Origin of the sequence: Streptococcus sp. GMD3S, from assembly GCF_000298695.2 — a bacterium.
Taxonomy (GTDB): Bacteria; Bacillota; Bacilli; order Lactobacillales; family Streptococcaceae; genus Streptococcus.
The window spans coordinates 1-14085 of sequence record NZ_AJRC02000006.1 but is presented as its reverse complement, the minus strand read 5'-3'; the positions used below and the strand labels follow the sequence as shown (position 1 = coordinate 14085).

The following is a 14085-nucleotide window of genomic DNA, read 5'->3' as shown; positions in this document are numbered from 1 at the left end:
AAGATTATTTTAACCAAACGAAGAAGAAATAAGGGAATTGTTTCTGAAAAAACAATATCCACGCCTAAACAGCACTTTTTGTCAAAGAAAAGAGGCAGAACAAGAGTCCTGCCTAAAATATTCAATTACAGAGATTTCTTACATTTCCCACTTCTTTTGTGAATAGTGTATAAAACGATAAACGCAAACACCGGGGGCACCATATAACTATTTTCACTCATTGTTACTTGAAATCCAAGAGTTGCTAGTATCCCAAAGATGAAAATATTCATCAAAAATAGGAAAGTGAATAGTAGAACATATTTTACAATCCTATTCATTCTATTCTCCTTTTCTTTCTCCTTGGCCCCGACACAGTAAAATAAAAACCACTAAAAACAAGGAAATCGTAGGTAGATTTATTTTGTTTACGTTAGCCACGATTCTAATAATTAGATAAGCCATCGAGCTAAATAATACAGTGGTCTCTGGCCAAGTGTTTCCTAGTAATTGAACAACTTTCATCTCAAACTCCAATCTGATGGTCCATCAATTCCCAATCGTACTTTCTTTTGTTTTGTACTTGTATCCTACATAAAACAGACCAAGCAGAATTGGATAGGTTTCTGGATAAAACAAGGTGGAAAAACTCCGCCATTTACATGCACAAAATCCTTTCCATTCAGATTCATCATTTATAGTTTTGATTATTTTTCTTCAAATCCTTACAATAAATACCAAAATAGCCTGCAACAATCAAACCTATTAAACTCCATTGCCAATCAAAAGATACTAGCGAACCCGTACGAATTAGATGAAGCGTAAGATTAAGACCTATTCCTAACAAAGGAAGTATAGTGGCTAGCTTAGGTAACAATGTATTGAGATTTAGGTTACGATTCATAGTTAATTTCCTTCTATATTTAGATTAACGTCTACTTCCTAGATAACGCCCATACATATAAGAAGCTACTCCTAATACACCCCAAGCTATTGCTGTGGAAGTAGTGACAATGAAGCCTCCTTCAGTAAGAGCCAAATCTTCTTCTGTCATGATATTAAATTTTTTATCCATTTCTTTCATTTTTCTCTCTCCTTTTTAAATAATACTGGCTAATCCAATAGCTACTCCAACCAAAATCCCTACTATTCCTAAATTAGTTCTTATTTCATTGATAATAACTAAAAGATGACTATTCAATAGCAGTTGCCATACACTAAAAATAGTTCTCTTTAAACCTTGTCTTTAGCTAAATCCAAGTAACTCATCATCAAAATAAGGATCGGAACAACTAATTCTGTTTGGAAATATTTTTCAACATTAAAGGTGATTACATTTAAATCTCCCAATATGCAAAGCACTCCAAAAATAATTAGAACTGCTCCCATTACATTTTTTAGATTTTTCATACAATTCTACTTTTATCCAAATTTACGTTTTAAATCTTGACCAATTAATCGACCACCAAGGAAAATTGCTACTCCTCCAGCAATCATGGCTATGGTAATTAAGCCACCTTCTGTATTCATCAATTCTTCTTCTGTCAATTCTGTCCATTTATTTAAATTCATTTTTTCTCTCCTTATTATTACATAAAATAGCCCCAAGCAATACCACCAATTAGTAAGACACCTCCTACAACTACAGCGGTAACCGACCCCCCATTCACATCCGTCAACTCTTCTTCTGTAAGAGCTACAAAGTTCTGTTCCATGTTGTCAAAATTTGTCATCTTTTTTCTCCTTATTTTTTCTATATATTTAATCTTTAACCCCTAAGCCACTTAAATAGCCAGATTGGGTAAATTACTGAAATCATTTTCTTCTCTCCTTCCTTTTCTTCTCACTTATCTATTCGAGAAGTAATTTAAAATGAACAGGTAAATTTCATTTATTTTAAATACCATTTGATCAACCATGGCAATAAGATTGGTAAATACATCGCGTAATCTCCTTCCCTTTTTCCTTACCTATCTATTCGAAAAACAATTCGAAAATGAACAATTCATTCATTTTTATTTTAAAAACCACTTAATGAACCACGGATAAAAACCGGTCACATACATAAACATTCCTCCTTTTTCTTTCTCATCTCTTTATTCGCAATTTCTACTAAAAATTTCTCTTTTTTCTGCAAATAAAAAAACAACATGACTTGCATGTTGCTTTTGGCTATTTTTTATCTTTAATAATCGCTACTACATCCGCTACACTTTGAAGTTGATCGATTTCCTCATCAGTGATTTCGATACCAAATTCATCTTCTAGTGTCAAGACAAACTCCATCAAGTCCACTGAGTCCGCATCTAGATCGTCTTTCAAACTCAAGGCCTCTGTTACGGCAAAGTCTTCTCCCTGTCGCTCTTGGATAATGGTTACAATACGGTCAAAAATTTCTTTTTCTGTCATCTTTTTTATTCTCCTGAAAATTCACGCGCAGTTTGAGCAACTACGTCTGTTTCTAGCATGGTACGAATCTGACGAATCGTACTGTACACAGCCTTGGCATCACTTGAGCCATGAGTTTTTACAACTGGCGCCTTGACGCCAAACAAGACTGCTCCTCCAACATCTGAATAGTTGAGCTGTGTCTTCAACCCCTTAAGACTATCCTTGAGAAGTAGAGCACCTAGCTTCGCTCGAAGACCACCACCTGTAATAGCTGTCTTGAGCAAGCCCATAATTCCCATGGCTGTCCCTTCAATGGATTTGAGAACAGCGTTTCCCGTGAAACCATCTGTTACGACAACATCCGCAACGCCATTCATCAGATCACGCGCTTCCACGTTTCCGACAAAGTTCAAACTTTGATCAGCTACTAGCAAGTCGTATGTTTCCTTACGAAGCGGATCTCCCTTGCTGCTTTCTGTTCCATTGTTGAGCAAACCAACACGTGGTTTCGAAACCCCACGAACATTTTTCGCATAGAAGGAACCTAGGACAGCGTATTGGTGCAGATGATGGGCTGTATTTTCCGCATTGGCTCCAAGGTCTAGCATGTCAAAGCCTTTTCCATCAATGGTCGGCAAGGTAGACATGAGTCCTGGACGATCGATATTTTTGATACGACCCACAATAAAGAATCCTGCAGCCAACAAGGCACCTGTGTTCCCAGCTGAGAGGACGGCGTCTGCTTCTCCCTCTTTAACAGCCTTAGCTGCCAATACCATGCTGGCATTTTTCTTCTTACGGATAGCTTTTGTCGGCTCATCGTCTGAGTTGATTTTCTCATCCGTATGGATAATGCTGACGCGCTCTGTAGCCGTTAGATATTGCTTGATCTTACTTTCATCTCCGTAGAGCTGAATCTCAATATCTGAAAAGTCAGCAAGGGCTTGATTGACACCCTCAACGATGGCTTGAGGTGCGTAATCGCCCCCCATAGCATCTACTGCGATTTTTTTCATTTGTCTTCCTCTTTTAGTAATTGTCCCCAGTCTGCTAGGGAATCGATAAATTTCTTTGATTTTAGGTGAATCCCAACGTACTCTTCGTAGAGTTGATCCATAAACTTGCGTAGCTCTTGCTTGATTTCGGCCTTAAGCGAAATAGTCTCCAAGGTTTCAAAATCAATGGCTTGAAATTGATTGAGCAGATAAGGGATATTGGGATTTAGATGACAACGTCTCTCATCTTCATGATAATGCTCTGGGCAAAGGCAGGCTCCATATTTAAAAGAAAAGTCAAAGGCCTGACCGACCCGATGGCAAAAGACACACTCATTAAAATTAAGGCTAATCCCAAATCGAGTCAAGATTTGAATTTCAAAAATATTGGTTAAAACCTGATAATCTATACCTGCTTCCATCAACTCCAGAGTCTTCCTCAAGAAAGCAAACAAGGGAGCATCCTGCTGATTATCCTGCAAACTAGCATCTGCAAGAGCAGCCACATAGGTTGCATAGGCCATGACAAAGAGATCACTATTAATCTTGGGGAAGGTCATCACCTCATGGTAGTCCTCGATGTAGCTAAGCCCATCATCATTGATGCGCAAGAGAAATCGTGCCAACACCAAGGGCTGAATAACTGGAGCTAGTTTGGACTGGCCAGCGTGTTTAACGAAAAACATGCGCTTGCCCGCCTGCTCGGTAAAAATTTTGACTAGCTTGTCATCCTCACGAAAGTTACGATTGTAGAGTACGAGACCTTGACTCGTGATAGACTGAATCATGCTTCTCTCATGTACTCCTCAAGTAGTCTCATGGCTTCTCTGATCGTTTCCATGCTGGCTGCATAAGACAGACGCACATAGCCTTCTCCGTAACGTCCAAAGGCTGCACCAGGGATAAAGGCAACGGCCTTCTTCTGAGCAAAATCCTTCAGAAAAGCAAAGGAGTCTTGATTGTAACCTGCTGGAATCTTAGCAAAGATATAAAAAGCACCGTCTGGTTTGATAATCTCAAAACCAAGAGCAGTCATCTTTTCGATGATATAATCTCGACGCTGAATGTATTCCTTCTTCATAGGCTCTGCGTCGTTTTTACCAGCGGTCAAAGCCTCCACTGCAGCATGTTGAGCCATAGTATTTGCGGCAGTAACCAAATATTGGTGACTCTTGATTAACTGAGCTGTGAAAGTTGCAGGAGCAAAGATAAAGCCTAAACGCCAACCTGTCATAGCATGCGATTTAGACAAGCCATTAATAATAATAGCCTGGTCTCTCAGCATAGTTCCCAGAGACACATGAGCTTCCCCTGTATAGGTTAATTCTGAGTAGACCTCATCACAGATCACAAAAATCTCATACTTGCGTAAAACGTCTGCCAAGGCTTCCAACTGCTCCCGACTATAGGTAATTCCTGTCGGATTGGCTGGATAGTTGAGAATAACTGCTTTGAGCTTGTCCCCTTGCTCCAAAATGGCCTTTTCCAACATCTCAGGAGTCAAGACAAAACCATTTTCAGTTGTATCAATCTCGACAATCTCTGCCCCAACCAGATTGACAATCGGTTCATAGCCTGGATAAGCAGGAGCTGGCAAGAGCACCTTGTCCCCCTCTTCCAAAATAGCTGTCAAAGTAGCAGATAAAGCCTCTGTTGCCCCAATTGTAACCAAGATTTCATTTTCAGGATTATAATCTAGCTGGTATTTTTCTTTTACAAAGTCGCTAGCAGCCTGGCGCAAGGTCAGTAAACCGCTCATCCCTGTATAGTAGGATTGGTTCTGGTCAATGGCCCGCTTTGCCGCCTCCTTGACATGATCTGGCGTTGTAAAATCAGGTTCCCCCAAGGTCAAACGCAAGACCCCAGGAATCTCTGAAATTGCCTGGTCAAACTGGCGAATCAAGGAAACTTGAATCTTGTCTAACTGTTTATTAAAGCGTTTGGTTAAGTCCATAGATATCCCCCTTGCTTACAGAACATAGTACTATTATACTACAAAAGCTTCCTGACCGCAAAATCCATCTGAAACCCGCATTTTTCACTTTCTGTTTTACTTTTCTTCTCGACAGGACTATAATAATAAGTGCTTATTTTCGGAGGTTTATATGTCATTTTTATCAAAAAATGGAGCAGGAATCTTGGCCTGCCTTCTCATTTCTATCGTATCTTGGTTCCTGGGAGGATTTTTCCCCGTCGTGGGTGCACCTGTCTTTGCAATTTTTGCTGGAATGCTCCTCCACCCCTGGCTCTCACCCTACAAACAACTAGACGCAGGTTTGACCTTTAGTTCCAAGAAATTGCTCCAGTATGCCGTTATCTTACTCGGTTTTGGTCTCAATATCTCGCAAGTCTTCGCAGTTGGACAATCTTCACTCCCCGTCATCCTTTCCACCATTTCGATTTCCTTAATCGTTGCCTACCTCTTCCAGCGTTTCTTTGCGCTAGACATAAAACTGGCTACCTTGATTGGAGTGGGATCTTCGATCTGTGGAGGTTCTGCCATTGCTGCGACAGCACCCGTTATCCATGCCAAGGAAAAAGAAGTTGCCCAAGCCATTTCCGTTATCTTTTTCTTCAATGTCTTAGCGGCACTCATCTTTCCAACTCTAGGAACCTGGCTTCATCTATCAAATGAAGGCTTCGCCCTCTTTGCAGGAACTGCGGTCAATGATACTTCTTCTGTAACGGCCACAGCCAGCGCATGGGACAGTCTTTATCAGACCAATACCCTTGAGTCTGCAACTATTGTTAAACTCACACGCACCCTTGCCATTATTCCTATCACGCTCTTTCTCTCCTTCTGGCAAAGTCGCCAACAAAAAAATAGCCAGGGTTTCCAACTAAAAAAAGTCTTCCCACTTTTTATCCTTTACTTTATCTTGGCTTCTCTCTTAACGACTCTCCTTACCTCTCTCGGTGTGTCCGGTAGTATCTTTACCCCTCTTAAGCAACTCTCCAAATTCCTTATCGTCATGGCCATGAGCGCTATCGGTCTCAAAACCAATCTCATTGGATTGATCAAATCCAGCGGCAAGTCCATTCTTCTTGGTGCCCTTTGCTGGATTGCCATCATCTTAACCAGCCTAGGCATGCAGGCATTGATTGGTATTTTCTAAGACAAAAGGTAGCCCATGGCTACCTTTTATTGTTCAAGAATTAAGCGTGTGTGCTCTCTCTTGATACAGCGATTCATTACGATGTCGTCGCATCCTCCAGCACGCAAGATTTCTTCTGCTTCTAAGCTTTCAAGTCCCAGTTGTGCCCAGAAAATCTTAGCATCAGCTTTGAGAAAATCACGCGCCACATCGGGCAAAAACTCACTACGACGGTAAACATTGACAATATCGACAGGAAAAGGAATCTCAGCTAGGCTTGCATAAGCCTTTTCTCCCAAAATTTCACCACCTGCAACCTTGGGATTAACTGGAATGATTTTATAGCCTCGAGCCTGCATTTCCTTAGTCACTCGATTGCTAGTTGTTTCTTCACGATCGGACAAGCCTACTACCGCTAACGTTTTACTGGTTGCAAGATACTGACGTACCACACCATCACTTGGATTGATAAATTCTTGGCTCATAGAAATCCTCCTTTTTTCTCAGTATAGCATATTTTGAAAAGGCTTGCAGATTTTGACTACAAAAAAATTCCTAGCAAGAGAAAAAGCTTGCCAGGAAATTCGTTTATTCAAGTGAAAGTTTAGATTTTTTTCTCGATACTAAATAATGGAGAAAGAGGACGTTTTTCGTGGATACGGATAATAGCATCACCTAAGAGATGAGCAATAGAGATTTGCTCAATCTTATCAATCAAACGATCTTCTGGCAAGTAGATGGTATCCAAAACAACCAATTTTTCAATAGCTGATTTTTGGATATTGTCCATAGCTGGCCCCGAAAGAACTGGGTGTGTACAGCTTGCATAGACCGCAACTGCGCCTGCTTCAGCAAGTGCATCCGCCGCATGGCAGATTGTTCCAGCGGTATCAATCATATCGTCAATCAAGATACAAGTCTTGCCTTCTACCTTACCGATGATGTTCATCACTTCACTGGTATTCATCTTGTCCACGCTACGACGTTTGTCAATAATTGCAATCGGAGTTTTCAAAAACTCTGCCAATTTACGAGCACGAGTCACACCACCATGGTCTGGACTGACAACAACATAGTCTTGCCCAACCATTCCACGACGTTCAAAGTAGTCCGCAATCAATGGAGCGCCCATCAAGTGATCCACAGGAATATCAAAGAATCCCTGAATCTGCGCAGCGTGCAAGTCAATCGTCAACAAACGATCCACACCAGCCACTTCTAGCATATTTGCCACAAGTTTTGCAGTGATTGGCTCACGCGCTCTCGCTTTTCTATCCTGACGTGCGTAACCATAGTAGGGCATAACAACATTGACAGATTCTGCACTAGCCCGCTTCAAGGCATCTACCATGATCAAAATTTCGAGCAGATTGTCATTTACAGGTGAACTAGTTGATTGTAGGATAAAGACGTGTTTTCCACGGATTGATTCTTCAATGTTGACCTGAATCTCCCCATCTGAAAATTGGCGAACAGTCGATTTCCCCAACTCTATCCCAATTTCTTGCGCCACACGTTCTGCCAATTCTCTATTAGAAGAAAGGGCAAACAGCTTTAAATCAGAAAAAGACATGATTTCCTCCGGTATTTATGTATCACTTGTTTTTTACACAACATTTTCCATCTACCATTGTAGCGCTTTTTCCTTTATTTTTCAATCAAAAATAAAACAAGAGTAAACATTTATACCCTTGTTTTATACTATTTTATATTAGTTATATTAAAACTAAAAATCCTACATTTTAACAATCGATTTTATGCTAGGATGAGATTTTTTCGAGACAAAGTTAGTATACTTCTCTCATACTTCCTGTATCCACATCATAGACAGCACCTGAAATAACCACATCATCAGGAATCAGTGGAGACTCTCTAAGCAATTGCATATCCTCTCTCACGCTCTCTTCAACATCCTGAAATGGTAAAAAATCTTGATCAGACACATCAACTCCGAGCTCGTGTTTCAAATGTTCATGAAAACTTTCATTTTTAAAGGTTTGAGCTCCACAGTCTGTATGGTGCAACACCACAATCTCTCTTGTTCCCATCTGTTGTTGGGAAATCACCAGTGAACGAATCATGTCCTCAGTTACTCGACCACCCGCATTCCGCAAGATATGAGCATCCCCAAGGGCCAAACCTAGAGCTTGCGCAACGTGTAGACGTGAGTCCATACAGGTCACGATAGCTACTCTGGTTTTGGGTTTAAGTGGCAGATTTAACTGCCCATGTAGGGCAACATAAGCCTGATTGGCTTGCATAAACTGTTCAAAATACGACACGATTCCCTCCTCAAAAATTTGATAATCAAATATTTCTCCTATCTTATCATTTTTAAGAGGATTTGTCACGGATTATGCAAAGACCTTTTTCAAAACTTCTTGAATCGTTGTCACACCAATGACTTCAATTTCCTTGGGTGGAGTGATTCCTGTCAAGGAATTCTTGGGTACATAAATCTTGGTAAAGCCCAGTTTTGCCGCTTCATTAATACGTTGTTCGATGCGATTCACGCGCCGAATTTCTCCGGTCAAGCCCAGTTCACCCACAAAACATTCCTGAGGATTGGTAGGCTTGTCCTTGTAACTAGAGGCAATAGCCACTGCAACGGCTAAGTCAATGGCAGGCTCATCCAATTTCACACCACCAGCAGATTTGAGATAGGCATCCTGATTTTGCAAAAGAAGCCCTGCTCGTTTTTCCAAAACAGCCATAATCAGACTTGCACGATTGAAATCAAGACCTGTCGTTGTGCGCTTAGCATTTCCAAACATAGTTGGTGTCACTAAAGCCTGAACCTCCGCCAAAATCGGACGGGTTCCTTCCATAGTCACCACAATTGATGAGCCAGTCGCTCCATCCAAACGCTCTTCTAGGAAAACTTGACTCGGATTGAGCACCTCAACCAATCCGCCCGACTGCATCTCAAAGATGCCAATCTCATTAGTGGAACCAAAACGGTTTTTGACTGCTCTCAAGATACGAAAGGTATGGTGACGTTCCCCTTCAAAGTAAAGCACTGTATCTACCATATGCTCCAACATACGCGGACCCGCCAAGGTTCCTTCCTTGGTCACATGCCCTACGATAAAGATGGCAATGTTATTAGTCTTCGCTAATTGCATAAGTTCAGCTGTCACCTCACGTACCTGAGAAACAGACCCCTGCACCCCTGAAATCTCAGGAGACATAATAGTCTGGATAGAGTCAATAATGAGGAAGTCTGGCTGAATTCTTTCTACTTCTGCGCGAACACTCTGCATATTGGTCTCTGCATAGAGATAAAACTCACTATCAATATCACCCAAGCGCTCTGCACGGAGTTTAATCTGCTGGGCAGACTCCTCCCCACTGACATAGAGAACAGTCCCTACTTGGGACAGCTGAGTTGAAACTTGTAGGAGAAGGGTTGATTTCCCAATCCCAGGATCCCCACCGATGAGGACGAGACTTCCTGGTACCACTCCGCCTCCAAGCACACGGTTGAATTCCTCCATATCCGTCTTGGTTCGATTGACATTGATGGAAGTCACCTCAGCCAGTTTCATGGGCTTGGTTTTCTCACCTGTCAAGGACACACGCGCATTCTTGACCTCTGCAACCTCAACCTCTTCTACAAAAGAAGACCAAGACCCACAGTTTGGACAGCGTCCTAAATACTTAGGTGAGTTGTACTCACAATTTTGACATACAAATGTCGCTTTTTTCTTAGCTATAATAATTCTCCTTTTACGGTTACTCCGAAAGAATGCCACTTATACAATGTATTTTGAAATTTATTCTGGTTGGCAACTCCGACAGCAGACAAATCGACAGAAACCTGATAATTCTCCTTGACAGCTGCCAAAACGGAAGCCTTGACACAGAAATTGCCATCTACCCCTATAAACTCTATGCTCTTAGCACCATTTCCCTCTAAAAAATCTTTTAAATCTGGATTAGTAAAGCAAGAAGCCCGACACTTCTCAAAGATACGAGAAGATACAACTAACAAGTTGGTCGCAAATTTCTTCTTTCTATCTTTTCTCTCCCAGAAAAAACGATTGAGAATATAGATAACTCGGTCGCTGGGATAAGTAGCAATTTTGTCATTTACAGCTGCAGTCAGTTCTTCATGATAGGCTTTTCCTACAGCAACATAATCTGACTGCATGTCTACAACTAATAAATAGTCTGCCATTTTATCCCTCTATTTCCCTGTCGATCCAAATCCACCAGTCCGCACGCCATCTGCCTCATCTCCATCTGCAATCAAGAAAGGAGCAAAGACAGCCTGAACCACACGTTCCCCAACTTCGAGAACCACTTCCTGATCAGTAATATTTTTCATCTGAGCAAAGATATGTCCTTCATTCCCTGGATTGCCATAATAGTCTCCGTCAATGACACCCACAGAGTTAATCAAGACCAAGCCTTTTTTACGAGGGTTTGAAGAACGGTCATAGAGATAGAGCACCTCTGTCGGTTGCATATAAGCCTTAACTCCTGTTGGGACCAATATAATCTCACCTGGCGCAATGACAGTTCGTTCGGCAACCTTTAAATCGTACCCAGCTGCATGAGCTGTCTCACGCTTAGGCAACAAATTTTCATCTGTAAAACTCGAAACCAATTCAAAACCACGAATTTTCATATTTTTCTCTTTTCTATAATCATTTATTCTAGGCTATTTTATCTTATTTATTCGAAAAAAGCACGAAAAAAGAGCACACAATTCACATCGCTTAGGGCTGCTGGATTCCTCCCCTGACCCGCTTCACGCAGAACTGTTGCTCCACTATTCATTATACCACATTCCCCTCTGTTTTTAAAGAGAAATTATTTTTTCCGTCGATTTCGGAAAAAGTCCTGCATAATCGCTGCACAGTCATCTTCCAAAATTCCCGTTTCTACCTCTACACGATGATTGAGACGCTCATCTGTCAAAATATCGTACAAGCTTCCAGCTGCACCAAATTTCTGATTCTTAGCCCCGTAGACTACCTTTGGAATACGGGCAAGCCCAATCGCCCCGCTACACATGACACAAGGCTCAATGGTCACAAAAAGCGTACAATCGAGCAGGCGCCAGCTCTCCTCACTCACATTCGCATTCTCTATAGCCATGATTTCTGCATGCATGACCGCCCGTTGCAACTCCTCGCGCGCATTATGCCCCCTACCAATGATTTCTCCATCCTTGACAATCACACAACCAATTGGAATTTCATCGTGTTCTAAGGCAATCTCAGCCTCTCTCAAAGCCTCTCTCATAAAGGCTTCTTTTTCTTCAACTGTATAATTCATCGTTCTTCTCTTTTCCTACTTGTCGATTTTATTATTATATCATGATTCTCAAGACAAAAAAAGCCACCGAATGCGGTGACTTAATAGGGAGATTATTATGAAAAAGAAAAGTTTAGGATATTTGTTACAACAAGTTAGGAGGTCTTCTTGTAACTGTCTATAGTATACCCAACCTGTCTTAAACTAATCTTAAAAATCTCCTATGACCAAACACTTTCTAAAATATTAGTTTGTTCACGACCGGGACCTACTGAGAAAGTTGAGATACGAACACCAACCAACTCGCTTACACGACGAACATAGTTACGTGCATTCTCAGGAAGGTCTTCTAAATTACGGACTCCAGTGATGTCTTCTGACCAACCTGGCAATTCCTCGTAGATTGGCTTGCAACGTTTCAACTGCTCAAGACTAGCAGGATAGTAATCAATACGTTGACCATCAAGATCATAGGCCACACAGATTTTCACAGTATCCAAACCACTCAAAACATCGATAGAGTTCAATGAAAGATTGGTAATCCCAGATACACGGCAGCTGTGACGCATCACAACTGAGTCAAACCAACCTACACGACGTGGACGACCAGTTGTTGTACCGTATTCATGACCTACTTCACGGATGCGATCCCCCACTTCATCAAATAATTCAGTTGGGAAAGGTCCGTCACCTACACGACTCGTATAGGCTTTACAAACACCTACAACCTTGTCAATCTTACTTGGGCCAACACCAGACCCAATTGTCACACCACCAGCGACAGGGTTTGACGACGTAACAAATGGATACGTACCTTGGTCGATATCTAGCATAACACCTTGCGCACCTTCAAACAGCACACGTTTGCCATTATCAAGCGCATCATTCAAGATAACGGATGTATCTGTCACGTATTGCTTGATTTGTTGACCATACTCATAGTATTCTTCAAAAATATCGTCAACTGAAATAGGGGTACTATCATATAATTTTTCAAACAAACGATTCTTTTCCGCAAGATTGCGTTCCAAACGTTCACGGAAAATATCCTTATCCAAAAGATCCGCAATACGAATTCCAACACGAGCAGCCTTATCCATATATGCTGGACCGATTCCCTTGATTGTAGTACCAATCTTATTGTCACCCTTAGCTTCTTCCTGCAAGCGATCCAACTCAATGTGGTAAGGCAAAATAACATGCGCACGATCAGAAATACGCAAATTATCTGTTGTCACACCTTCTTCATGAAGATAAGTCAACTCTTTCACAAGAGATTTAGGGTTTACAACCATACCGTTTCCAATAACTGAAATTTTTTCAGGGAAGAAAATTCCAGATGGAATCAAGTGCAACTTAAACTTTTTACCATCAATAACAATGGTATGACCTGCATTATCACCACCTTGGTAACGAGCAATCACTTCCGCATTGGCTGAAAGAAAATCTGTAATTTTCCCTTTACCTTCATCGCCCCATTGGGTACCTACAACAACAACTGAAGTCATAATAAAATTCGTCTGAGCTACTAGGAGCTCGTCCTTTCTCATATACATGGCAGGAATTTCACCCGCAATTATATCTTACAATTTATTATAAGAAAAAAACACTATTTTATCAAGAAGAAACAGTAGAAAAGATTTGGAAATTCTTTCATTTCTAAATACAGAAGCCTTTGATTATAAGCTAATTCTATATTTTTTAAAAACTAGCTACAACTATCGTTCGTAATTATGATATAGATGCTTCCTATTGGATAATAGTTGTACCACCTTGCAGGAATTTATCTAGATATAGACGATAAGCTGTTTTAAAGTGATATAGTGAAAAGTCCCTATCACTTTTTATTTTAAATCGGATTAAGTAATATAGTAAAAAACGAAGATGAAGTGATTCCCACTCTGAACAACTCTGGCCTAAAGAGACATATTCTTGTTCAACTAGTTTCAAAAAGACAAATGCTCGATCATAAAATTTCTGAAGCATATAAAAATTCCCTTTCTTATTAGTAACACTAGTCTAACAAAAAAAGGAACTAAAAAAGCTTCAAATCCTATAAAAGAAGAATTTAAAGCTAAACGAACTAAAAATAAAATAAAGAGGTAATTACAGATTTAAAAATTAAAATTTGAAATTTCAACAGTCCACTATATTTATAAATAAAAAAACGTTCAGTTGAACGTTTCGATTTATACTCCGCCAGTAGGACTCGAACCTACGACATCATGATTAACAGTCATGCGCTACTACCAACTGAGCTATGGCGGATAAAAGCTAAGCGACTTCCATATCTCACAGGGGGCAACCCCCAACTACTTCCGGCGTTCTAGGGCTTAACTACTGTGTTCGGCATGGGTACA

Annotated in this window: 20 protein-coding genes, 1 tRNA gene, 1 rRNA gene and 1 other RNA gene; 1 reads left to right on the top strand and 22 read right to left on the bottom strand. The window is 40.8% G+C overall.

The window, feature by feature from the left end:
- Positions 1-125: 125 nt before the first annotated feature.
- The 10 genes from GMD3S_RS11015 to GMD3S_RS0204020 form a co-directional block, all read right to left on the bottom strand.
- Positions 126-320, bottom strand: a complete 195-nt coding sequence (locus GMD3S_RS11015) for a hypothetical protein (RefSeq protein ID WP_001080063.1) — start codon at positions 318-320, stop codon at positions 126-128.
- A 350-nt stretch (positions 321-670) separates the two neighbouring features.
- Entirely contained in the window at positions 671-883 is a 213-nt protein-coding gene (locus tag GMD3S_RS0204060; RefSeq protein WP_001081403.1) for a hypothetical protein, read from the bottom strand.
- A gap of 24 nt (positions 884-907) precedes the next feature.
- Positions 908-1063 carry a hypothetical protein gene (locus GMD3S_RS10930; protein WP_000661693.1) on the bottom strand — a complete coding sequence of 52 codons (156 nt, stop codon included), beginning with the start codon at positions 1061-1063 and terminating at the stop codon, positions 908-910.
- Between the two features lie 149 nt (positions 1064-1212).
- Complete coding sequence (locus GMD3S_RS10925) at positions 1213-1389, bottom strand: hypothetical protein (protein WP_000793177.1); 177 nt, start codon at positions 1387-1389, stop codon at positions 1213-1215.
- A 12-nt stretch (positions 1390-1401) separates the two neighbouring features.
- Positions 1402-1551: a class IIb bacteriocin, lactobin A/cerein 7B family gene (locus GMD3S_RS0204045; RefSeq protein WP_001052546.1), complete on the bottom strand. Its 150-nt coding sequence runs from the start codon at positions 1549-1551 to the stop codon at positions 1402-1404.
- 17 nt (positions 1552-1568) lie between these two features.
- Positions 1569-1712 carry a class IIb bacteriocin, lactobin A/cerein 7B family gene (locus GMD3S_RS10380; RefSeq protein WP_000180838.1) on the bottom strand — a complete coding sequence of 48 codons (144 nt, stop codon included), beginning with the start codon at positions 1710-1712 and terminating at the stop codon, positions 1569-1571.
- Between the two features lie 439 nt (positions 1713-2151).
- On the bottom strand, positions 2152-2388 hold the full coding sequence (locus GMD3S_RS0204035) for an acyl carrier protein (protein WP_000136435.1): 237 nt from the start codon (positions 2386-2388) through the stop codon (positions 2152-2154).
- Between the two features lie 5 nt (positions 2389-2393).
- The gene (gene plsX, locus GMD3S_RS0204030; protein WP_000717431.1) at positions 2394-3386 is read right to left on the bottom strand and encodes a phosphate acyltransferase PlsX; all 993 of its coding nucleotides are present in this window, start codon (positions 3384-3386) and stop codon (positions 2394-2396) included.
- Positions 3383-4153: a DNA repair protein RecO gene (recO, locus tag GMD3S_RS0204025; RefSeq protein WP_000616142.1), complete on the bottom strand. Its 771-nt coding sequence runs from the start codon at positions 4151-4153 to the stop codon at positions 3383-3385. Before recO ends, plsX begins: the two co-directional genes overlap by 4 nt.
- Positions 4150-5319, bottom strand: coding sequence for a pyridoxal phosphate-dependent aminotransferase (locus GMD3S_RS0204020; RefSeq protein WP_000366362.1), 1170 nt, complete (start codon positions 5317-5319; stop codon positions 4150-4152). The genes recO and GMD3S_RS0204020 overlap by 4 nt, the downstream gene beginning before the upstream one ends.
- Positions 5320-5470: 151 nt before the next feature.
- Here GMD3S_RS0204020 and GMD3S_RS0204010 point away from each other — a divergent pair, with 151 nt between their 5' ends.
- Positions 5471-6481, top strand: coding sequence for a YeiH family protein (locus tag GMD3S_RS0204010; protein WP_000009149.1), 1011 nt, complete (start codon positions 5471-5473; stop codon positions 6479-6481).
- A 26-nt stretch (positions 6482-6507) separates the two neighbouring features.
- Here the strand turns inward: GMD3S_RS0204010 and GMD3S_RS0204005 are convergent, their stop codons facing one another.
- The 12 genes from GMD3S_RS0204005 to rrf form a co-directional block, all read right to left on the bottom strand.
- Positions 6508-6945 carry a CoA-binding protein gene (locus tag GMD3S_RS0204005; RefSeq protein ID WP_000076506.1) on the bottom strand — a complete coding sequence of 146 codons (438 nt, stop codon included), beginning with the start codon at positions 6943-6945 and terminating at the stop codon, positions 6508-6510.
- Positions 6946-7064: 119 nt separating this feature from the next.
- The gene (locus GMD3S_RS0204000) at positions 7065-8033 is read right to left on the bottom strand and encodes a ribose-phosphate diphosphokinase (RefSeq protein WP_000010171.1); all 969 of its coding nucleotides are present in this window, start codon (positions 8031-8033) and stop codon (positions 7065-7067) included.
- A 214-nt stretch (positions 8034-8247) separates the two neighbouring features.
- A complete protein-coding gene (locus tag GMD3S_RS0203995; RefSeq protein ID WP_025172955.1) occupies positions 8248-8742 on the bottom strand; it encodes a beta-class carbonic anhydrase in 495 nt (164 codons plus the stop codon).
- Positions 8743-8814: 72 nt separating this feature from the next.
- Positions 8815-10176 carry a DNA repair protein RadA gene (gene radA, locus GMD3S_RS0203990; RefSeq protein ID WP_080976174.1) on the bottom strand — a complete coding sequence of 454 codons (1362 nt, stop codon included), beginning with the start codon at positions 10174-10176 and terminating at the stop codon, positions 8815-8817.
- Positions 10173-10640 (bottom strand): isochorismatase family protein, encoded by a 468-nt coding sequence (locus GMD3S_RS0203980; protein WP_000796430.1) that lies wholly within the window; start codon positions 10638-10640, stop codon positions 10173-10175. Before GMD3S_RS0203980 ends, radA begins: the two co-directional genes overlap by 4 nt.
- A 9-nt stretch (positions 10641-10649) precedes the next feature.
- Positions 10650-11093 (bottom strand): dUTP diphosphatase, encoded by a 444-nt coding sequence (locus tag GMD3S_RS0203975; RefSeq protein WP_000701976.1) that lies wholly within the window; start codon positions 11091-11093, stop codon positions 10650-10652.
- Positions 11094-11147: 54 nt separating this feature from the next.
- Positions 11148-11246, bottom strand: an RNA gene (ffs, locus tag GMD3S_RS10660) — signal recognition particle sRNA small type.
- A 32-nt stretch (positions 11247-11278) separates the two neighbouring features.
- A complete protein-coding gene (tadA, locus tag GMD3S_RS0203965; RefSeq protein WP_001110098.1) occupies positions 11279-11746 on the bottom strand; it encodes a tRNA adenosine(34) deaminase TadA in 468 nt (155 codons plus the stop codon).
- Positions 11747-11946: 200 nt separating this feature from the next.
- Positions 11947-13233 (bottom strand): adenylosuccinate synthase, encoded by a 1287-nt coding sequence (locus GMD3S_RS0203960; protein WP_008285159.1) that lies wholly within the window; start codon positions 13231-13233, stop codon positions 11947-11949.
- A 241-nt stretch (positions 13234-13474) separates the two neighbouring features.
- Positions 13475-13711: a sigma(X)-activator ComW gene (comW, locus tag GMD3S_RS11005; RefSeq protein ID WP_000939515.1), complete on the bottom strand. Its 237-nt coding sequence runs from the start codon at positions 13709-13711 to the stop codon at positions 13475-13477.
- A 208-nt stretch (positions 13712-13919) separates the two neighbouring features.
- Positions 13920-13993, bottom strand: a tRNA-Asn gene (locus GMD3S_RS0203950).
- Positions 13994-13998: 5 nt separating this feature from the next.
- Positions 13999-14085, bottom strand: a 5S ribosomal RNA gene (gene rrf, locus GMD3S_RS11150); the annotation flags it as partial.

Bases quoted from the DNA above. Each gene is read 5' to 3' on its own strand.
- GMD3S_RS11015 (WP_001080063.1), bottom strand. From the start codon at position 320: ATGAATAGGATTGTAAAATATGTTCTACTATTCACTTTCCTATTTTTG.
- GMD3S_RS0204060 (WP_001081403.1), bottom strand. From the start codon at position 883: ATGAATCGTAACCTAAATCTCAATACATTGTTACCTAAGCTAGCCACT.
- GMD3S_RS10930 (WP_000661693.1), bottom strand. From the start codon at position 1,063: ATGAAAGAAATGGATAAAAAATTTAATATCATGACAGAAGAAGATTTG.
- GMD3S_RS10925 (WP_000793177.1), bottom strand. From the start codon at position 1,389: ATGAAAAATCTAAAAAATGTAATGGGAGCAGTTCTAATTATTTTTGGA.
- GMD3S_RS0204045 (WP_001052546.1), bottom strand. From the start codon at position 1,551: ATGAATTTAAATAAATGGACAGAATTGACAGAAGAAGAATTGATGAAT.
- GMD3S_RS10380 (WP_000180838.1), bottom strand. From the start codon at position 1,712: ATGACAAATTTTGACAACATGGAACAGAACTTTGTAGCTCTTACAGAA.
- GMD3S_RS0204035 (WP_000136435.1), bottom strand. From the start codon at position 2,388: ATGACAGAAAAAGAAATTTTTGACCGTATTGTAACCATTATCCAAGAG.
- plsX (WP_000717431.1), bottom strand. From the start codon at position 3,386: ATGAAAAAAATCGCAGTAGATGCTATGGGGGGCGATTACGCACCTCAA.
- recO (WP_000616142.1), bottom strand. From the start codon at position 4,153: ATGATTCAGTCTATCACGAGTCAAGGTCTCGTACTCTACAATCGTAAC.
- GMD3S_RS0204020 (WP_000366362.1), bottom strand. From the start codon at position 5,319: ATGGACTTAACCAAACGCTTTAATAAACAGTTAGACAAGATTCAAGTT.
- GMD3S_RS0204010 (WP_000009149.1), top strand. From the start codon at position 5,471: ATGTCATTTTTATCAAAAAATGGAGCAGGAATCTTGGCCTGCCTTCTC.
- GMD3S_RS0204005 (WP_000076506.1), bottom strand. From the start codon at position 6,945: ATGAGCCAAGAATTTATCAATCCAAGTGATGGTGTGGTACGTCAGTAT.
- GMD3S_RS0204000 (WP_000010171.1), bottom strand. From the start codon at position 8,033: ATGTCTTTTTCTGATTTAAAGCTGTTTGCCCTTTCTTCTAATAGAGAA.
- GMD3S_RS0203980 (WP_000796430.1), bottom strand. From the start codon at position 10,640: ATGGCAGACTATTTATTAGTTGTAGACATGCAGTCAGATTATGTTGCT.
- GMD3S_RS0203975 (WP_000701976.1), bottom strand. From the start codon at position 11,093: ATGAAAATTCGTGGTTTTGAATTGGTTTCGAGTTTTACAGATGAAAAT.
- tadA (WP_001110098.1), bottom strand. From the start codon at position 11,746: ATGAATTATACAGTTGAAGAAAAAGAAGCCTTTATGAGAGAGGCTTTG.
- GMD3S_RS0203960 (WP_008285159.1), bottom strand. From the start codon at position 13,233: ATGACTTCAGTTGTTGTTGTAGGTACCCAATGGGGCGATGAAGGTAAA.
- comW (WP_000939515.1), bottom strand. From the start codon at position 13,711: ATGCTTCAGAAATTTTATGATCGAGCATTTGTCTTTTTGAAACTAGTT.